Annotated in this window: 18 protein-coding genes, 1 tRNA gene and 2 pseudogenes; 10 read left to right on the top strand and 11 right to left on the bottom strand. The window is 62.1% G+C overall.

Annotated features, from left to right (window positions below):
- The first annotated feature begins 48 nt into the window (after positions 1-48).
- From ASD03_RS14925 to ASD03_RS14915, 3 genes and pseudogenes are all read left to right on the top strand, one after another.
- Positions 49-330, top strand: a complete 282-nt coding sequence (locus ASD03_RS14925; RefSeq protein WP_025427505.1) for a hypothetical protein — start codon at positions 49-51, stop codon at positions 328-330.
- A 145-nt stretch (positions 331-475) separates the two neighbouring features.
- A complete protein-coding gene (locus tag ASD03_RS14920) occupies positions 476-670 on the top strand; it encodes a hypothetical protein (protein WP_025427506.1) in 195 nt (64 codons plus the stop codon).
- A gap of 55 nt (positions 671-725) precedes the next feature.
- Positions 726-1,040, top strand: a pseudogene (locus ASD03_RS14915) (hypothetical protein); the annotation flags it as partial.
- An 87-nt stretch (positions 1,041-1,127) separates the two neighbouring features.
- Here ASD03_RS14915 and ASD03_RS14910 read toward each other — a convergent pair.
- Together ASD03_RS14910 and ASD03_RS14905 are read right to left on the bottom strand one after the other, a co-directional pair.
- Positions 1,128-1,203, bottom strand: a tRNA-Lys gene (locus tag ASD03_RS14910).
- A gap of 444 nt (positions 1,204-1,647) precedes the next feature.
- Entirely contained in the window at positions 1,648-2,565 is a 918-nt protein-coding gene (locus ASD03_RS14905; protein WP_025427508.1) for a PhzF family phenazine biosynthesis protein, read from the bottom strand.
- 564 nt (positions 2,566-3,129) lie between these two features.
- Here ASD03_RS14905 and ASD03_RS37730 point away from each other — a divergent pair.
- The 3 genes from ASD03_RS37730 to ASD03_RS14890 all read left to right on the top strand — a co-directional run bounded on the left by ASD03_RS37730 (position 3,130) and on the right by ASD03_RS14890 (position 5,323).
- Positions 3,130-3,834, top strand: coding sequence for a DUF930 domain-containing protein (locus ASD03_RS37730; protein WP_025427509.1), 705 nt, complete (start codon positions 3,130-3,132; stop codon positions 3,832-3,834).
- Between the two features lie 319 nt (positions 3,835-4,153).
- Positions 4,154-4,774: a TetR/AcrR family transcriptional regulator gene (locus ASD03_RS14895; protein WP_038576209.1), complete on the top strand. Its 621-nt coding sequence runs from the start codon at positions 4,154-4,156 to the stop codon at positions 4,772-4,774.
- A gap of 12 nt (positions 4,775-4,786) precedes the next feature.
- The gene (locus tag ASD03_RS14890; RefSeq protein ID WP_025427510.1) at positions 4,787-5,323 is read left to right on the top strand and encodes a DUF6151 family protein; all 537 of its coding nucleotides are present in this window, start codon (positions 4,787-4,789) and stop codon (positions 5,321-5,323) included.
- Positions 5,324-5,476: 153 nt separating this feature from the next.
- Here ASD03_RS14890 and ASD03_RS14885 read toward each other — a convergent pair whose 3' ends face one another.
- A complete protein-coding gene (locus ASD03_RS14885; RefSeq protein ID WP_025427511.1) occupies positions 5,477-5,725 on the bottom strand; it encodes a hypothetical protein in 249 nt (82 codons plus the stop codon).
- A gap of 173 nt (positions 5,726-5,898) precedes the next feature.
- On the opposite strand from ASD03_RS14885, the gene ASD03_RS14880 reads away from it, so the two are divergent.
- Together ASD03_RS14880 and ASD03_RS14875 are read left to right on the top strand one after the other, a co-directional pair.
- The gene (locus ASD03_RS14880) at positions 5,899-6,231 is read left to right on the top strand and encodes a hypothetical protein (RefSeq protein WP_025427512.1); all 333 of its coding nucleotides are present in this window, start codon (positions 5,899-5,901) and stop codon (positions 6,229-6,231) included.
- A 92-nt stretch (positions 6,232-6,323) separates the two neighbouring features.
- A complete protein-coding gene (locus ASD03_RS14875) occupies positions 6,324-6,854 on the top strand; it encodes a GNAT family N-acetyltransferase (RefSeq protein WP_025427513.1) in 531 nt (176 codons plus the stop codon).
- Between the two features lie 241 nt (positions 6,855-7,095).
- On the opposite strand, the gene ASD03_RS14870 is transcribed toward ASD03_RS14875, so the two are convergent.
- The 8 genes and pseudogenes from ASD03_RS14870 to ASD03_RS14840 all read right to left on the bottom strand — a co-directional run bounded on the left by ASD03_RS14870 (position 7,096) and on the right by ASD03_RS14840 (position 15,972).
- Positions 7,096-7,830 (bottom strand): NUDIX hydrolase, encoded by a 735-nt coding sequence (locus ASD03_RS14870; protein WP_057214248.1) that lies wholly within the window; start codon positions 7,828-7,830, stop codon positions 7,096-7,098.
- 2 nt (positions 7,831-7,832) lie between these two features.
- Positions 7,833-8,939, bottom strand: a complete 1,107-nt coding sequence (locus ASD03_RS14865; RefSeq protein ID WP_025427515.1) for an endonuclease/exonuclease/phosphatase family protein — start codon at positions 8,937-8,939, stop codon at positions 7,833-7,835.
- On the bottom strand, positions 8,908-9,234 hold the full coding sequence (locus tag ASD03_RS38970; RefSeq protein WP_144239152.1) for a hypothetical protein: 327 nt from the start codon (positions 9,232-9,234) through the stop codon (positions 8,908-8,910). The genes ASD03_RS14865 and ASD03_RS38970 overlap by 32 nt, the downstream gene beginning before the upstream one ends.
- 152 nt (positions 9,235-9,386) lie before the next feature.
- Positions 9,387-10,754: an FAD-binding oxidoreductase gene (locus tag ASD03_RS14860; RefSeq protein ID WP_244494643.1), complete on the bottom strand. Its 1,368-nt coding sequence runs from the start codon at positions 10,752-10,754 to the stop codon at positions 9,387-9,389.
- 135 nt (positions 10,755-10,889) lie between these two features.
- A complete protein-coding gene (locus tag ASD03_RS14855) occupies positions 10,890-13,280 on the bottom strand; it encodes an arylsulfatase (protein WP_025427517.1) in 2,391 nt (796 codons plus the stop codon).
- Positions 13,281-13,756: 476 nt separating this feature from the next.
- Positions 13,757-14,053, bottom strand: coding sequence for a hypothetical protein (locus ASD03_RS14850; protein ID WP_225906314.1), 297 nt, complete (start codon positions 14,051-14,053; stop codon positions 13,757-13,759).
- Positions 14,054-14,252: 199 nt separating this feature from the next.
- Positions 14,253-14,735: a transcription elongation factor GreA gene (gene greA, locus ASD03_RS14845; protein ID WP_025427518.1), complete on the bottom strand. Its 483-nt coding sequence runs from the start codon at positions 14,733-14,735 to the stop codon at positions 14,253-14,255.
- Between the two features lie 336 nt (positions 14,736-15,071).
- Positions 15,072-15,972: pseudogene (locus ASD03_RS14840) on the bottom strand (LysR family transcriptional regulator).
- A gap of 137 nt (positions 15,973-16,109) precedes the next feature.
- Between ASD03_RS14840 and ASD03_RS14835 the strand changes: the two are divergent.
- On the top strand, positions 16,110-16,883 hold the full coding sequence (locus ASD03_RS14835) for an SDR family oxidoreductase (protein WP_025427519.1): 774 nt from the start codon (positions 16,110-16,112) through the stop codon (positions 16,881-16,883).
- A 161-nt stretch (positions 16,884-17,044) separates the two neighbouring features.
- A complete protein-coding gene (locus ASD03_RS14830; RefSeq protein WP_025427520.1) occupies positions 17,045-19,288 on the top strand; it encodes a mechanosensitive ion channel family protein in 2,244 nt (747 codons plus the stop codon).
- Positions 19,289-19,413: the final 125 nt, after the last annotated feature.

The raw sequence follows: 19,413 nt of genomic DNA, 5'->3' as shown, positions 1-19,413 counted from the left end.
TTGAGAACGGCAACCCGCGCCCTACCATCTTCTGCGGGAGGACACGCCATGCCGAAAATCGCCGCGCCGAAGCATCCCAAATGCCATCCAGATCGCGACCTCCATTGCCAGGAGGCGATAGAAGCCGAATTTCAGTCGATTGCCGATCGGGCCTTCCAGGCCGGACGGTCACGCGAGGAAGTGGCGACGGCGCTGATGGAACTTGCCGACAACAATTTCCTCGCGATGAATTCGAATGCCGAGATGTTCGAGATTGGCGCCGGTGTCGTGTTGCTCGCACGCAAGCGGCACTCGCCTCTCCTGCAGGAGGACACGCCACGTGGACATTAGCTGGCTGCAAGTGCTCACCCTGCTTATACCAACTTTGCACATGGCGACCATAGCTGCTGCGGTATGGTCACAGAGCGATCCGGCGCAAGACGACCCTGATGCGCGTGTGATAGAGACTATTTGTTTCTGAGACGAGGAACTTCCGATGACCGAGAAGACCTTCTTGACGATTGCGGCCGCAATATTCGGGATCGTTGCAATGGTGCACTTGGTTCGCATTCTCATAGGTTTTTCGGTTGTCATCGACGGCTGGACAGTTCCTATGTGGGTAAGTTGGGTCGGCCTCATCGTCAGCGGTGGCTTGAGCTACTACGGCGCCAAGCTCGCCAAGTTGATCTAATCTGGTGGGCTTTCCGTGGCCGTTTCGATCTCCAGCCACATGTAGTGGGCCGCCCCAGGCCCCCTCCTATAAGTCGGCCGACGGTTTCCGGACCGAATGGCAGAAGCTGATGAAGAAGCACGAGTTCACACGGTTCCGCGACGAGCGGATTGACTTTCACGGATTGCGCAAAAACGCGGTCATCAATCTGCTGGAAGTTGGGTGCACCGAGAACCAGGTCGGGGCGATCTGCAACATGTCGGCGCAGATGGTTCAGCACTACGGCCGAGAGGTCGCGCTGCGGTCATTGGCGAAGGACGCAATGAAGCTGATGGAGGCTCGTTGGAGCGAGATTGAACCGGCTGCTTTCCGGAACAAGAACGCAATGTAAATTGGAATCCGTTTCCAAATTCTTGGAAACCGGCAACTTCTTACAGAGCAGGAATTTTGGAAATAAATCAGCGGCTTAAGGAAGTTTTGGTGGGTGATCACGGGCTCGAACCGTGGACCCGCTGATTAAGAGTCAGCTGCTCTACCAACTGAGCTAATCACCCATCCGGACCGCTTCGGTGTTTGTCGCTGCGGTCTGGAGGGGCGTATAAAGGCGTTCTTTCGGCTTGTCTAGCGTCCTTTGTAAAATTCTTGGGAAAAAATTTCAGACGGGCGGAAAACAGGCTTTTTCCACAGGATCTGCCGCCCTTCTCGCCAACTGCGTTGGATGCACCCACCATAAGCCTCTGAAACAACACGCCGTCTTTTCCCCTGCCCGACCTTGAACGCCGCGTCTGTGGCGAATGCATGCCTCCCAAAGCATATCGCGGCCTCGGGACGACGACATGCATCAGGCTAAATACATCGAGGACAAGAACCCAAGCGCATGTCGCGCAAAAGCGTGCAGCCGGTTTGCGGGTAGCGACACGCCTAAAGTCCGACTGGCCAACCCCAGGGATCGCGGCACGCTACAAGCGCCCTGACATCCGCCCCTGCGCCATGCTCCCTTAAAGCAGCAGCTCGCCGGCGGCGATCTTCACTGCATGGCCGCCGATGCGCGCCGTGTTGATCTGGCCGCCCGCCACATCGAGATGCAGGTGGATGAAGGACGGCCGCCCCATCTCCACCCCTTGCTCGATCAGAAAGGGGTGGTGGCCATCGACCAGCTGGTCGAAGTGGTGGATGGCACCGGAAAGTGCTGCCGCCGCCGCACCCGTTGCCGGGTCCTCGGCAAGGCCCATCTCGGGCCTGAACATGCGGGTGTGGAACCGCGCCGTGTGGTTGATGCCGCCGCGACAATAGAGATAGGCAGACGCTAGGCGTCCTTCGGCAAGCGGCGCCAGATGCTCCCAGCGCTGCGGGTCGAATTCGACGGTAGCGGCCGCGGATACATCGTGCAGCGGCACCATGACGAAGGGAACGCCGGCGCTCCAGAAGGACGGCGCATGGTTCTCGAAGCCGATCTGCGAGGTCTTCAGGCTCAGCGCGTCGGCAAGCGCCTGCTTGTCGAAGCGGGCGTCGAGCCGGGTCGATCTGCGCGGCAGGTCGAATTCGGCAAAGCTCGCCTCGCCCGGCTTGATGCGCACGGCGCAGCGCACCGGCCCCACCTTCTCCTCCAGTACCTGCACGAGATCGGCGCTCTCCTCAGCCATGCCGTGGGCTCTTTCGGCGATCGCCACCGCAGCACCTACGGTCGGATGCCCGGCAAAGGGAAGCTCGCGCCCCGGCGTGAAGATGCGCAGCCGCGCCGTATGCGCCGCCCCGCCCGGCCGGCGGATGAACACCGTCTCCGAAAGGTTGAACTCCTGCGCGATCGTCTGCATCGCCTGATCGTCGAGTGCATCCGCCCCGAAGACGACGGCCAGCGGATTGCCCTCCAGCCGGTTCTGCGTGAAGACATCGTAGATCGCGTAGCTGAGCGGCATTTATTCCCCCTTGCGAATATAGTCCGGCCACGAACTTGCAATGTCATCGCCCGGGCGGCAAGCGCAAAAACGCCATCGTGCACCACACCCATCGTTATCCGATCCCCCTCGCCACTGGGCCGAAAACAAGGCCGCCGTTGACCGCATGGGACACCCGTCAGCGGCACGACTGCGCAAGAACGCCCCTGCCGGTGCCGGAAAAGTGATCGCCGCGGCCGCCAATGCGCGACCGTGCCGCGGATTTGGTGCTGATCTCATGCATGGCGCCCGAAAATGTCCCGCGCTTCCGCGTCACGACGTGCATAGGGCGAGAAGCCAAAGCACTTCCAGGAAAAGTGCGAAGCGGATTTCCGTCAGGAAAAGCTAAGAACAAAGAGGTAGAGCGCTTCTGCGACCCCGTCGAAACGGGCAACACTTCAAAACACAACGCAGCAAACCGATCTTGAACGACGTGATCTACAGCGCCGCGCATCTATTAGACGCGCAAAGGTCGCTGTAGCACTTTGAATGGCTGCATGTTTTTATCCTTAAATCGAATAGGATTTAAGGAGCGGGCAGTAGCGCATGCAGCAAACGATGCGACGGGCGGATGACACGACGATCTGGTGGGCCTTGGCGCTTGCGCTGGTGCTGCATGCCTTCGCCTTCGCCGCATTCTCGCGCCTGCCGCCGAAGCTGATGCCCCCGCCGGGCGCCGTAGACAGCATCGAGGTCGAAATCCTGGCCGGCGTGCCGGAAAAGCCGAAACCTGCCGTGCCCGCGTCGGAAGCGAGCCTGCCGGTGCCAGAACCGCAGCGCGAAAATCTGAAGACGCCGGCCAAGACGACCGACGAGCGCCCCCGCGGCAACCAGCCCGCGCCGCAGGCCCCAGGCATGGTGCACGCCCAAAACCTCTATTCCGCCGGCATCCTCGCCTCGCCGCGTAGCCGCCAGGCGCGTAAGGGTCTGGCGCAGCTGGCGCCCGAAGAGCGCGTGGTGCAGCTCTGCAATCTCGAAGCGATGGAACAGGTCCACCGCTGGAAGGCCGACCTCGATCCGGATTACCTCGTCGCCTATGCCCTGTCGGGCGTGAAGTTCTCCGGGGAAACGCTGAAGACCAATGGCGGAGCGTTTCGCAGCAAACGGCAATGGTGGCGCATCGCCTATTCCTGCTCGGTCACGCCGGATCGAACGACAGTGGTCGGCTTCGACTTCAAGGTCGGCGATGCCATCCCGCGCGAGCAATGGCAGGACCTTGGGCTTCCCATCGCCGACACTGCCGCCGACTGATGGTCGCGAACCATCCCCTCGCATTACCCGCCCTTCGCCATCGCTCCGGCGCCAAACCGTTATGGCGCGTTGCGCCAAAACCGGGGCCGCATGGAGATGTTGCGTTGCGTTAAATAGCGCGCGCAATTCCTTGAATAAATTCAGGCATTTGCCCATCATGATCCGGGCCCGTGAGGTACCCCGTGTCGCGTCCCATTCCGGCCTTCGTCAATGCAATGACACGAAAATCACCCTCATAGCCGCTCGGGATCGCTCCTATCGCCCAGTTACCAAAAAATCCCGCCATTGACACATACCGACCGTATGGTATGTTGGTTAAATGCCCAGACCAACAAAGCAATCACCCGAACGCGGCAACGCACGGATCCGGCTTCTCGATGCGGCGCGCGATGTCATTCGCGCAAAAGGCTTTGCGGCCACCAGCGTCGACGACCTCTGCCGTGCGGCTGACGTCACCAAGGGCGCGTTCTTCCACCATTTCGCCAGCAAGGACGCGCTCGGCGTCGCTGCGGCCGATTACTGGGCGGAAACGACGACCGACTTTTTCGCCGCCGCCCCCTATCACGGACCGCCCGATCCGCTGGCGCGCGTTCTCGCCTACGTCGCCTTCCGCAAGGCGATCATCCTCGGTGAAATCACCGAGTTCACCTGTCTGGTCGGCACGCTGGCGCAGGAGGTCTATGCCAGCGCGCCCGACATTCGCGAGGCTTGCGCCCGCAGCATCTTCGGTCATACCGCCACGCTCGAAGCCGACATCGAGGCCGCACGCAGCGACCGCGGCATTGTCGACGCCTGGACGGCCGAAAGCCTGGCCCGGCACACGCAGGCCGTCATCCAGGGCGGCTTCGTGCTCGCCAAGGCCGGCAACGACCCCGAGCTTGCGCGCGAAAGCCTCGACCATCTCGACCGGTACATCCGGCACCTGTTTCACGTCACTTGAGGAGGATGCGACATGAGCGATACCACCCATATCGGATGCGCCTGCGGACAGACACGGCTGAAAGTGCAGGGAGCGCCGATCCTTGTTTCCGAATGCCTTTGCGACAGCTGCAGGGCGGCCGCCGCCCGCCTTGGCGCCCTGCCCGGCGCCCGCAACATCCTGACTTCCTATGAGGCCACCCCCAGCGCCGAATACCGCAAGGACCGGATCACGATTGTCTCCGGCGAGGAGAACCTCAGCGAATTCCGGCTGTCAGAGGGTGCGGGCTCACGCCGCGTCGTCGCCACCTGCTGCAACACGCCGATGTTTTTGGAAATGAAGGGCGCGCACTGGCTCAGCCTCTATCTGCACCTCTGGCCGGCCGAGACGCGGCCGAAGGCCGAGCTGCGCACCATGGTCGGCGACCTGCCCGACGCTTCCTGGCTGCCCAAGGACATCCCCAACCTGAAGACCCACACCGTATCCTTCTACGCCAAGCTTCTCTGGGCCTGGATCGCCATGGGCTTCCGCAACCCGAAGATCGCAATAGCGCGCAAGATCGAGGCCTGACGCCGGCGTGCGGATGGGTCGGCACATGTCGGCCTTCCGTCTCGCGCCCCTGCCAGCGGCGCTGCACCAGCAACGCGACATCATGCCCACCAGCCCGGACCCCGCATCTGGCGAGCGCTGCTGACTGCATATCTGCGCACCCAACCACAGCAATCAACCGCGCGATGCGAGCATCGTCATGAAAATGGGCGTCCCGACCACGACGCCGGCGAAGACAAACAACGGTCCGTAAATCAGCGCGCTCAGCGGGATGATGGAGACACACGCCCGCAAACCGTCATTCAGGCAGTTGTGCGTCCCGCCCTCGAAAATGCCGTAGACGGGTAGAAACAACCCCGCGATGATCAGGCTGGAAGCAAACGCCAATGCGGCGGATAGGATGAGGCAAGCGAGTGTCTTCATGCTTTACGGCTATAGGATTTTGGTGATCCGAGCCAACGCCCGACCATTGGGCACCATCGGGGTCGGATACGCATTGAATGCGGCTACGCGGAAGAGTTGCCTTTACCTTGCCGAAACTGCTCTTGCGATAATCTCGGATGAAATCCTGTCACGACGCCCATCAACATCGACAAATGCCCAGCACAACAAAGCGGCTACTCAACAAGCTCAGGGAGATGGAGGCGCGGCGCGGCGTCGAACGCCCACCGTCTCGGGGGCTTTTGTCGCCGTTCGCCAGGGGATTGGCGGAATTCCTGCAGGACTATCGCCGCATCACCTCGTTTTATGCCGGGTCGTTTTCCATCGTCATCTATTGTGCATTCGCCAGCTACGTGGGTGCCATCGTCGCACTGCTGTTCCAGTGGCCCGCGATCTATCCGGCCGCAGCCGCCTGCCTAGCCACGATCATTCTTCGGCATTGGGTCCGAAACGCCAAAAAGAGGCACGATCGACATTATCGACCGTGACGCCGTGTCCTCCCTGACGACCGATGTGCAGGCGCCGCCGCACCGCCACAATGCGGATTGTACCGATAGCTTTGCCATGTAATGTGCCGGCCATGGATAAGACCACGACATTCCCGATCTCGCTCTCCGGTTTTGAGATCGAAGGGCTGATTGAAGCGGATGCACCGCGACTGATGCCGCTTTACCAGAACTGTCAGGACTATGTGGTTTTGGAGCGCGGCCATCCACCGGATGCAACCGTGGCGATCGAAGAATTTCAAAGCTTTCCGCCGGGCAGAACCGAGGCCGACAAGTTCGTCTTCGGATTGAAATCGGGCGCCGGGAACCTCATCGGCATGCTCGCCTGCGACCGCAATTATCCGCAGGAGAAGTCCTGGTGGATCGCATTGCTGATGATCGATCCGGCCTTTCGCCGGCACGGCGCGGCGAAAACACTCTGCGACGACTTCTTCAGCTGGCTGAAGACACAAGGCGCGGACCGCGTGGAGCTCGCCGTCTTCGCAGAGAATGAACAGGGCCTTCGCTTCTGGGAAGGCCAGGGCTTCGAGATGGTGCGCACCGCAGGGCCGGTCCCCATCGGGACAAAGCAGCACAGAATGGAAGTCTTGGGTCGATCGCTGTGAGCGTCTCAATTCCGCACGGTTGACGGTTGCGCCGATCGTTCGCCGAAAAGCCAACGCCGACCGTTTGAATCAGCCCCTGCCATTTTCCGGCATACGCCAAGCAGCCGCGCGCCGCCCATGGATAGCGCCGCCGTTCGCCGCCTGCCGACGAACAGGGCCGCTCCGCGCACCGGTTGACCACATCTCAAAGACGACGCGCTCCGCCGCCGCACAGCGCAATGGCCATGCCCCCGAGACATCGTCACCGCATTCCGTCAAACAGCCAGGTGAGGATCGGCAAAATGAACGGCGGATAGTTGTGCGCACCCGGATCCGGCCCCCAGATGGCGATCGCCTCGTCGATCTCCGGCTCGGGATCGCCGGCGATATGGGCGGCCACCCTTGCAACCAGCGCTTCCGCCGTTTCCGCCACCCGGTAGAGCCGGAACACCGTCACCGCCCGCCCCATGTGCAGCACGTGATAGCCGGGTTCGGCAGTCGCGGCATCGAGGTCGATGCCGGTTTCCTCCAGCGCCTCGCGGCGGATATTGCCTGGAATGTCGCAGCGGCCGTCGACCACGTCATCAGGCTCCAGCGAGCCCGAGGGGCTGTAGACCCGGGCCGGATTGGCCGTGTGCGATCCCATGCGCACCAGGATCAGGGCACCATCGGACGACACGATCACCGGCATGGCGAACAGGTGGAAGGCGGCGTCCGCGCGGGTCTTGCGCCACCACAGAAAGGTCGAATAGGGCACCACATGCCCCTCGCCGACCACGCGGCCGTCCTCGATCCGGAGCGCCCGCTGCAGCACCATCTGCCCGTCGAAGAGATGCGGGTTAGCGGCGATCTCCGCCCGCCAGTTTTCCTGCGCGGTATCCACCTGATCGAGATGGAAGGGATGCGGGCCCTCCTTCACCCGGATATCGACGCCTGAGATCGGCAGGATCTCGCCTTCTTCGGGCCAGTGGGCAAGGTTGCTTTCGAGAGTATCCATCGTCACACGTCCAGTGTCATGGCCACGGGGCAATGGTCCGATGCCTTCGGCCGGTCCCAGCCGGTGCGCGGATAGCGCTCCACCTCCTGCCCCGGCGGAAAGATCGTGCGGAAGGGCTGGCCGCCGCGGATGATTTCCGGCACTTGGGCTGCATTGCGCTGCGCGAGCGCCGGCGACAGCCAGATATAGTCGAGCTGGCAGAGGTGCCGCTCCTGCGGCCCGCGGCTGTGAAACAGCGTCCAGCGGTCGAGCACCGGCCGGCGCAGCATCGGGTTTTCGACAAAACCGTCTGCAGTCAGCACATCGAGCGCGCTTTCCTCCTCCTCGCGCGGCACGAACTCGTAGCCGTTGCGCCGGTCGCCAAGGATGTCGACCTTCTCCTGATAATCATTCATGTCGCCGCAGATCGCGAACATCTTGTCAGCCGTATGCCCGCGACCAAAGCGGCTTTCGATGATATGGCGCACGGCCTTGGCCTCGGCCACCCGCACCGGCATCGTCGCCTGGCGCCCGTCGAGCCCGTCGCGTGCCGGCCCCATGGATTTGAAATGCACGACATAAAGCGTCAGCGGCCGCCCGCCGATCCGCAGGTCCAGTTCCAGGCAATCACGCTTGAAGATCCGGTCGTTCGGCCGGCTGGAGGCAGCGAGCGCATCGTTGAAGATATCGAGATCCGCATAGGTCAGCCCCGCATGGCTCTTCACCTCGAGGCACTCGATCGGCTGGCCATCGCGCGTTTCCTCGCGCATCAGCACCGCCACGTCGATCCCGCGCGAATCATTGCCCTCGATCAGGTATTTCTGGCGATAGCCGTTGCCGACCATGCGGAAGAGATAGTTGTACTCAAACGCCTGCAGCGACGCCATGTTGTCGGCCTCCTGCAAACACAGAATATCCGCATCGCAATCGGCAATCGCCAGCGCCGACATCTGCCGCGTATCATCCGTATGCGCGATCGTCCGCGCCTCCTCCAGCCGCTGATACTCCGCCTCGCTCTTCACCTCGAAGAGTCTGAGCACCCGGTCCTGCTTGAGCTGATTGCGGAAGCCGGAAAAATCGAAGCGGCTCATGAGATTTTCAATATTGAAGGTGGCAAGTCGAAGGGACATCAAGCAATTCCATAACTGAATTGCCGCGGAGATTAGGCATTGAAGCGCAAATGTCGAGGGCGATTTCCCGGCAGGTGCGGGAGCCTCTCCTGAGTGGCCCCCAACGCTTGTTGTCCAGCGAACGGTCAGTGATGTGGAAAGCACACGCCTGCGTGTCTTCGAAACAACCGAAGACCACCGTGAAGGCGAAAACCAAGAGTTTTTTCGTGCCGACAAAGGCGACCGCATGAGAAACCGCCGGAATACAGCAAATGAAGCGGATGGATTTCTGCCCGCTGCTTGATGCAGCAGCCATGGCCCAGCGTTGTTTCCGCGCCGGTGTCGAGCTGGTCTATTCGCGGTCCCAAGCCTGACGGCGGTGGGCGCATGGCCAACGTGCCGAGCGCCGGCACGTTGGCGTTCCTAGGCACCGCGCGAATTCCTCGCTGCATGAAAGCTTTTGCCGCGTTAGCCCGATTTTCGTTCTGGCTGGATATTCTGGTTGAGCCGGAAGAGATTGCCAGGATCGTACTTGGCTTTAAGCGCCGCCAGCCGTGCATGGTTGCCACCATAGGCCTGGGCGACCCTTTCGGTTTCATCCTCCGGCATGAAGTTGACGTAGACGCCACCTGTCGCATGTGGCGCAGCCGCGGCAAAGATTGCCCGCGCCCAATCGATGGAGGGTTGTTCGTCGGCCTGGTCACGCCACCTGGTGTGAACGTTCATGACAAACTTGGCCTCGCGATGCGGATAGGCGGTCGCGTCGGGTGCCACGCGGCTGCTGGCACCACCGAGCTGCCCGATGAAGATTTCACATTCATCAGTCGGCAACGTCCCTGTATGTTCGCTCAGGATCTCAAACAACCCGTCGCTCAGGGCCGTGAAATTGTGCGACTTCCAATAGTTGAATGCCCCTGGCGTGAGAAGCGGATCGAATGCCGTCTGCCATGCGGAATATGGCTGCACGCCGACGACGTCGGCGATCGGTTCGCCAAGCGAACGCAGTGGTTCAAGTGCCTCCTCGGCTCTGCTCGGCTCACCGGCATAGCAGACGGCGAAGACGAGGATTTCCTTGCCGTGCACCTCTTCGGGCAGGAACGGCAATGGCGGCGCCTTACGCAGGACCACCCAAATGGTAAGATCGTCGGACGCAGCGGCCGCCACGCGGCGATACCCCGCAAGAAGTTCACGGGCGTGGGCAAACGGATGAACGATCAGCCCGGATACCAGATCGGGACCGACCGGATGCAGCTTGAACTCGAACGACGTGACCACGCCAAAATTTCCACCGCCGCCGCGAAGAGCCCAGAATAGGTCCGGATTTTCCGTTGTGTTTGCATGGACAAGCTCGCCGTCGGCGGTCACCACATCGGCCGAAATCAGATTGTCTACCGTGAATCCGTATTTGCGACTGAGCCACCCGAAACCACCCCCAAGCGTGAGACCGGCCACCCCTGTGGTTGAGTTGATACCGAGCGGGGTGGCAAGACCGAACGCCTGCGCCTCTTTGTCGAACTCTCCGAGCGTCGCGCCAGGCTCGACCCTCGCGGTGCGTGCCTTGTCATCGACCCGGACAGAACGCATCGGCGAAAGATCGATCAAAAGTCCGCCTTCGCAGACGGCATTGCCGGATATGTTGTGACCGCCACCGCGTACAGAGAGGAGCAATCCGTTGTCGCGGGCAAACTGCACCGCCTTTACGACATCTCCTGCGCCATGGCAGCGCACCACAGCCCCAGGCCGCCGATCGATCATGGCGTTCCAGATTGTCCTGGCCTCGTCGTAACCAGCCTGGCCGGCCAAACACACGTTCCCGCGACACCGAGTTCCCAACATCTCCAAAAGGTCGGTTGAAAGGGTGACCGTTTCGCCCTGAAGCCCACTAAATTGAACATCTGTCATTTCATCCTCCCTGCCGGCACGGATGTACGAGACGCCTCTTGGGGCGCAGACGGACGAACCGGCCCTTGCTTAGTTCAGTTGCACCGACAGCTTGTCGATGGTTCCCGTGAACTGAAATGGCACCTGGTAATCCCCGTCCTCGACGCCAGTGCGGGTATCGACGCCGACATCGAAGGTCTCGTCAATCGTCATGAGGAAGGGCACGGTGTTTGCGACCTTTTGACTGGCGACTTCTTTGCCGTCGACGTTCAGGACTCCGCTGCCGCCCTTGCCGGGGCCGCCACCATCGTATTTGAAGGTAAAGACGATGGTATGCTTGCCCGGAGTGAGCGCGTCCTGGCCTTCCCAACGGAATTTTTCCAGTGCCAGAAGGTTGTAAAGGAAGACCGGCTTGCCCTTCAGCAGGTAGAGCCCGTACCCGCCGAAGCGACCGCCTTGGGTGACCAGCATGCCATCGCCGCCGCCTTGCGGCACGTCTACCTCAGCCGTGACAGTGTAGCTTTTATTGACGATGTCGGGCGCGTTTCCGGATGGAAGACCGGATATTTCGCCTGAGTACGTAAACAAGGTTTTTCCGGCCGTGGCACTCGGGCGGGGTGCGAGAACGCGCTGGAGAAAGTCGTTGTCGAGCGGAAACACACCATACTTCGCCGCCTCGACGAGGAACAGTTCCTTCAACTCCTGAAGCTTGTCAGGCATCTTGGCCGCGAGGTCGTTGTTCTGCGAATAGTCCTCGTTGAGATTGTAGAGTTCCCAGGTGTAGCCATTGACCACTTCGGGCATCTTACCCAAACCGAGCAACCACGGCGCAAGCGGCGGCGTTGTGGATGCCATCCAGCCGTCGTGGTAGATGGCGCGGTTGGCCAGCATTTCGAAATACTGCGTCGTACGCCGAGACGCAGTATTGGCGTTCTCCTTGTCCCAGCTATAGGCCATGGAAACGCCTTCAATCGGCTTCTGCGCCACGCCGTTGACCATCACGGGAGCCTGAATGCCGGTCGCCTCGAGGATCGTCGGGACGATGTCGATCAAATGGTGGAATTGTGTGCGGATTCCACCGGCATCCTTGATACGGGCCGGCCAGGCCATGGCCATGCCTTGCCGGGTGCCGCCAAAGTGCGATGCCACCTGCTTCGTCCACTTGAATGGGGTGTCGAAGGCCCAGGACCACGCCACCGACATGTGCGGCTGGGTCTTGTCCGAACCCCAGACATCGTAATATTTCAACTGTTCCTTGACCGGAACATTGATGCCTTCGATCGCGGCCAGGTCGAACGGCGTGCCAACGGTGGAACCTTCGGCACTGGTACCATTGTCGCCTTCGATGTAGATGACGAGCGTATTGTCGAGCTTGCCCAAATCGTCCACCGCCTGGATCACCCGTCCGATCTCATTGTCGGTGTAGGCCACATAGGCGGCATAGACTTCCGCCTGGCGCGCGAAGAGCTTCTTGCTGTCGGCGTCGAGCGTATCCCACTTGGGCAGATCGTTGGGCCACGGCGTCAGTTGGGCGTTCGCCGGAATGACGCCCAGCTTCTTCTGATTGGCGAATATCTGGTCGCGCATGGCATTCCAGCCCATGTCGAACTTGCCCTTGAACTTATCGACCCATTCCTGGGTTGGATGATGGGGGGCGTGGGTGCCGCCCGGCACGTAATAGAGGAAGAACGGCTTATCAGGCGCAACGACGCTGAGTTGTCGCATGTAGCCGATCGCCTCATCCGCCATGTCAGTCGTGAGGTTGTAGCCGGGCTTTCCGATCCATGGAAAAATCTGTGTGTGATCGCGGAACAGGTAGGGTGTCCACTGGTCGGTCTCGCCGCCCATGAAGCCATAGAAGTATTCGAAACCCATCCCAGAGGGCCATTGGTCGTAGGGGCCCGCCAAGCTGTACTGATAGCTCGGCGTGTTGTGGTTCTTGCCGAACCAGGACGTCGCATAGCCGTTGTCTTTCAGGATTTCACCGACGCTGGCGTTATCGAGACCGAGGATGGAATCATAACCTGGATAACCGGTGGCCTGCTCGGAGATCACACCGAAACCCACGGAGTGATGATTGCGGCCGGTAATCAGAGCCGCGCGCGAGGGCGAGCAGAGCGCCGTCGAGTTGAACTGGGTGTAGCGGAGCCCCGCCTGCGCGATCCGGTCCAATGCAGGCGTGGGGACAACACCGCCGAAGGTACCAGGGACACCGTAGCCCGCGTCGTCGGTCATGATCAAAAGGATGTTCGGCGCGCCTTTTGGGGGCACGATCTGCGGCGGCCAATAGGGCTTCGAGTCTTTCGCGCTGAGCCCGATCGCACCACCGAATGTCGGCGGGGGGTTGGGGAGATATCGCCCGTCGACCGTCGTCGTGGCATCCGGGTTGCCCGGTGTGCCGGTGATCTGTTGTGCGCTCGCCGCACCAAACCCCATCAGGATTGTGATGATGGCGGTCGATGCAATCGCGGTCGATTTCATGCTACGCATGTCAACACCCTCCCCTCGTGGCAGCTCCGTCCGAGGGCGGACGCGCACTGCACCATTTCGATCTCGCTCGGCGGCCATTCCATACTGAAGAAAGGTTCGATCGGACTGTAGAGACGTAGGACTGTGCCCTTGGTCGCCTTGGGCACGGCCGGCAACATCGGCGGAGCTTTCAGAATCGGCACCTTGATTATTTCAGCGATGACGCTTCTGAGCAGGACGACGTGACGGCAGTGATTGCAGCGAATGCGAGCAACCGGACGGCGTCATTGATGCGCCGCTTGGATCAGTCTTCCGGATGTGGCGGAATACTACCACACAGATTGCGCTCTTGATACTGACTCAACCGCTCACGACCCGGCGTGGCTCGCCCCCGACCGTCGAGTAGCCGGGTGAAAGGCAGCGGCAGCTTTTGGCCGATACCGTTGAAAAACACCCCCGATGTGAAGTGGCTCAACGTCGGCGAGATATTAAGTTATCAGTTGCAAAAGCAGCGAAGGCGAACTTAGGAAGCCGCCAACAAAGAGGCCAACGAATCCAAGAGCTAGCGCTCCGACAAGTCCATGGTTCTCCCAGCCAGTCGAAGCTCCCACCGCTGTCGCTGCGACGATGATCGACACTGACCATACGATCTTGATGAGCACGACCGTGCGCCGCATGACTGTAGGTTTTTCTTGCGCCATGGCAAAACCAGTTTGTTTCGAGGCCTTTGTTGATTGAATATAATATCGAATTCTCTTTCCACGATAGCCGTGATTGATAGCCATCGTCCCATCCCGGGCCAGTAGCAGCCAAGCCAGCGCCTCTAGCTGTGAACTTTCAGGAGGTTGTCCATTTGGAGCAGATTTAGGAGACTGGAGTTACCACACCTCAGTTTTCCAGGATCGCACCGAATGAACATTCACAAGAATGCCCGACTGACGCCGTTGCATCGAGAGGAAATGGCCGTCGGACAAAACGCCCGCCCTATGAAATCCCCGTAATATCCAGCTCGTGTCCGCCCATGGCAGCCACATCGCCGACCCCCTTGCCCATGAGGATCCGGGCCACCGGGGAAACGTAGGAAATCGATCCGGCCTTCGGGTCCGCCTCGTCCTCGCCGACGATGCGATAGGTCTGCACCCGGCCGTCGTCGCGGCTGAAGGTGACGGTGCTGCCGAAGGCGACGATGTCAGTCGAGGTCGGGGCGGCGACGAGCTGGGCGGTGCGCAGCCGTTCGGCAAGATAGCGCAGGTCGCGCAAGGGGCCGGCCGCCTGCCGCCGGCGCTCGTTGACGTCTTCGATCCCGCTGGTCGCATCATAGGCCGCGCGCGCTTCGCGCTGCTGCTGCTCCAGCACCTTGAGGCCCGCTTCGGTGACAAGGTTGGGATGCGGCGAAACCGGGCGGTCGGGCAAAAGGGTTTCCGCCGCGGTTTCGGCACTTTCTTCCTTGGTGAAGGCAACGCTCACGATCGAACTCCGTTTGGACGCGGCAGGCTCTTACAATGCCTCCGCGCGAAAGCCCACTGTCGGTGAGGCACCGCGCTGGGGATGACAAGAGTAATCGCTGATATTGCCCCATCCGCGGGCGGCGGTCACCCCGCATTATCTGACGTCATCCGCTGGCATGAGGCACTTGGAAACCGGCACCAGGCAGAGGCGCGGATCGGCCATCCATGACAGTCCGAAGCCCGAATGAGTAAGGGCCATCGCCGCACCGGACGCCTCCTCTTGTCCGCAAAACCCGCGACGCGCCTCGCCACCCTTGCAATCAGCGGCTGCCCGCCTTCGCCGCCACGCACCCCATCAGGTGGCGAGCAACGGCCGCATCAATCCCTCCAGCCACTCGGCAAACACCTGGAAGCGACGGGAAAGATGCTGGCGGTGCGGGTAGAGCAGCGCCAGCGGCATCGGCTCGGCGCAATGGCCGGGCATGACCTCGACGAGGTCTCCGGCCTGCAGATGCGCCTTGACGTCATAGGCCGGGATCTGGATGAGGCCGAGATCCGCCAGGCAGCAGGCGATGCTGCCCTCGGCGCTGTTGACGGTAACGCGGCCGGCCATCGCCACGGTCCGTGTCTCGCCACCTTCGATCCACTCCCACTCCTCCACCCGGCCGGTTGAGGGCGACGCGTAGTTGACGGCGAAATGCCGGGCCAGGTCTTCCGGTTTTTCGGGCGTGCCATAGCGCGTGAGATAGCCGGGCTTGCGACATTGACGAGCTTGAGGTTACCGATCGGCCGGGCGATCAGGGCGGAATCACTGCGCGGCCCGACCCGCAGCGCGCAATCGACGCTTTCCTCGATCAGGTTCACCGCCCGGTCGGTCATGCCAAGGTCGACGTCGATACCGGGATATCGCTCGAGGAAGCTGGCGAGTTCAGGGCGACGATCAGCCGGCCGATCCGGCTCGGCAGCTCGACGCGCAGCCGGCCGGTCGGCCAGTCCTCTCCCTGGCGAAACAGGTTTTCCGTCTCGTCGACATCGGCGATCAGCCGCATGCAGCGCTCGTAGAAGGCCGCCCCATCCTGGGTCGGCGAAACCTTGCGGGTGGTGCGATGCAGGAGCCGCGTGCCCACCCGGGTTTCCAGCGCCTGCACCGCCGCCGACACCGACGAGCGCGGCATATCCAGCGTGTCGGCGGCGCGAGTGAAGCTGGCGCAGTCGACGACGCGTGTGAAAATGCGAAAAAGCTCGATCCGGTCCATGGTCAGCCGCTTATTGTTCGAGATTCCTGACAGGTTATGTCACGGACGGCGGCTTTATAACAGAGATGCCGACGATATGCTTCGGGTGGAAAGACGGCCGCAGCGGGCGGCCTTCAAGCACCGAAAAGGTTCTGGCCATGACCGATCACAGCATCAGAGGTAAATCCGTTCTCATCGCCGGCGGCGCGAAAAACCTCGGCGGTTTGTTGGCGCGCGATTTTGCCGAACAGGGCGCCCGCGCCGTCGCCATCCATTACAACAGCGCCGCAACTAAGGCCCCCTCCGAGGAGACCGTGGCTGCGATCAAGGCGGCTGGTGCCAATGCCTTCGCCTTCCAGGCCGACCTGACCGGCGCCAGCGCGGTGGAAAAGCTGTTTGCCGATGCCAAGGCCGCGCTCGGTGGCATCGATATCGCCGTCAACACGGTCGGCAAGGTGGTGAAGAAGCCGCTCGTCGACATCACCGAGGCCGAGTATGACGAGATGACCGCGGTCAATTCCAAGTCCGCCTTCTTCTTCCTGAAGGAAGCCGGCAAAAATGTCAGCGACAACGGCAAGGTCTGCACGCTGGTCACCTCGCTGCTCGGCGCCTTCACGCCGTTTTACGCCGCCTATGCCGGCACCAAGGCGCCGGTTGAACACTTCACCCGCGCCGCCGCCAAGGAATTCGGCGATCGCGGCATCTCGGTGACGGCGATCGGCGCGGGGCCGATGGATACGCCCTTCTTCTATCCTGCCGAAGGCGCCGATGCCGTTGCCTATCACAAGACTGCTTCCGCGCTGTCGAAGTTCTCGACCACAGGCCTTACCGATATCGAGGACATCGTGCCTTTCATCCGCTTCCTCGTCTCCGACGGCTGGTGGATGACCGGCCAGACCATCCTCGTCAATGGCGGCTACACCACGAAGTGACCGGCAAAGGGCGGTGCTGGCGCCGCCCGTCGACAGGACAGAAATTTCACAATAGCCTCATAAACGAGCCGCCCTGCTCCGCCGACGGAAGATCGACCGGAGCGGGCGGCCGTTCGACCTGCTGCGGCATCCAACGCCCCGGCGCTTCACGGATGGATTTCATGGCGTCTTTCCTGCCCACGTCGCCTCGCCTGCCTGCGCTGCTCGCCCTTCTCGTCATGCTCCTTCCGCCGCTCTACGCCCGGGCGCAGACGCCGCCGGCCCCCGTGACCGTCGTTCTCACCCATGGTCAGCCAAGCGAGGAGATCGAAAGCACGCTGCGGGCAGCAGCCGCTTCCGGCCGGCCGGTCACCGTCGAATGGCGCGATGCGCCGGACACCGCACCAAAGGCACCGATCGACGCCACCACAGCCGCCGCCACAACGCCTCAGCCCCAGTCGCCCGCGGCCGACGACGCGCTCGAGGGACTATCGGCTCGCTTCGTCAATGGCCTGCAGATGGGCCTGAATGGCACCTCGGCCATCGCTGCCGTCATGGGCGATGTCGCAGCCAGCGTGCGCGCCGAGGGACGGTCTATCCTTTCGGTCACCTCGGTGGCGCTGGCGGCCATTCTTGCCGGCCTCGCCGCCGCCGGCCTGCTCGGCTTTGTCTTCCACCGCCTCATCGGCAGCCATTTCGCCATCGTCGACGTGCTGCACCGCGTGCGCGCTTCGCTGGTGCGGCTGGGTCTCGACATCATCCATCTCGTCATCTTCGCAGGCGTCGCGCATGCGATGCTAAGGTTCTTCCTCACCGCCGGCACTGCCTCGCAAGAGCTGGCCCGCGCGCTGGTAACCGTCGCCGTCACCACGGCCGCCTATGCGGTCTGCGGCCGCTTTCTCTTCGCCCCGTCGCGGCCGCAGACGCGGTTGCTGCCCATCGCCCGGCCACGCTTCCATTTCGCCATGCTGGTTGCCTATGGCGCCATCGGTGCCGTCGTCGGCGCCAGCGTGCGCTTCGCCAACGAGCGTGCCCTGGAGCCCGCCGCCATCGAGGGCTGGTTTCTGATCGGCGTCACCGCAGTGACGTTCCTGAAGCTCTACTGGTTCATCGCCGGCCGCACCGATATCCGCAATCTCTTTGCCGGCGAAGCGCCCGGCGCCGTCCGCCGCGCCATCGCATTCGTCGTTCCCGAGTTCTATGCGCTGAGTGCGCTGACGCTCTGGCTCATGGGCTGCATCGTCGCCGGCAGCCCCAACAGCGCTCAGTGGAGCTTTGCCGGCGGCACGACGCAGGTCATCCTGCTCGGCCTTCCCATCCTCGCCTTCGGCATCCATTCGCTGGCGGGTGCGGCCGCCGATCGCCGGCGCACGCCCGCCTCCTCGCCGCTGCACCTGGCCATCGCCGGCAGCGTGCAGACCGCCCTTGCCGGCGCCGTGTGGCTGATCGGGCTGCATATCATCATCGTGCTGTGGAGGCCGATCATGATCCAGGGCGATACCACCGCCGCCGTCGACTGGATCGTCATTCTAGAGCGCGTCAGCCTTGCCGTCGTCGCCAGCTGGGTGATCTGCAGCTTCCTCTGGCGCAGTTTTGAGGCCTTTGCGCCCACCGCCCGCGTCTCCATGCCCGGCGAGACCGAGGAGGAGGCGCAGATCCATCAGACAAGCCGGCTTTCGACCATCCTGCCGCTGATCCGCAATCTCGTCTTCGGCGGTATCTTCGCCGTCACCAGCCTCGTCGTGCTTTCGGCGCTCGGCATTAACATCGCGCCGCTGCTTGCCGGCTTCGGCGTGCTTGGCCTGGCGCTTTCCTTCGGCTCGCAGACGCTGGTCAAGGATGTGGTATCCGGCATCTTCTTCATCGCCGACGACGCATTTCGCGTCGGCGAATATGTCGACACCGGCAAGCTCAAGGGAACGGTCGAGCGCATTTCGCTCCGCTCGCTGCGCCTGCGCCACCAGAACGGCCAGATCCACACCATTCCCTATGGCCAGCTTCAGGCCGTCACCAACTACAGCCGCGACTGGAGCACGGTGAAGTTCGAGCTGAAATTCGAGCGCGAGGACGATCCGGAAATAATCCGCAAGACCATCAAGAAGGTTGGCCTTGCCATGCTGGAGGACGAGGAGTTCGGGCCGGAGTTCCTGGTACCCTTGAAGATGCAGGGCATCCAGGACGTCACCGAAAACTCGCTGGTCGTGCGGCTGAAATTCACCGCCCGGCCGGGCAACCCCAGCATCCTGCAGCGCGAGGCGATGAAACGGCTGCTGCCCGCGCTGCGCGAGGCCGGCCTCAGCCTCGCCTCCAATGCCGTCACCGTGCGCTCCGGCCCCGGTGGCCTGAGCGACGCCGATGTGGCTGCGGCGAATGCGAGGCTGGCGAAAAAGCCGATCGATCCCGAAGCGGCCGCCGCCGAGACATAACGCTTGTCGCGCAAACGTGCGCAGCGACATGCTGCTAATACACGAGCTTGAAGCGCACCCTGGAAATCGCGGCGCGCCGTGCCACGGCATTTCCTGGCGGAAAACCGCTTCGCACTTTTCCTGGA

It is taken from the genome of Ensifer sp. Root127 (assembly GCF_001425225.1).
GTDB lineage: Bacteria > Pseudomonadota > Alphaproteobacteria > Rhizobiales > Rhizobiaceae > Ensifer > Ensifer canadensis.
Note: the sequence above shows the minus strand (reverse complement) of the source record. Positions and strands in the feature narration are given on the sequence as shown.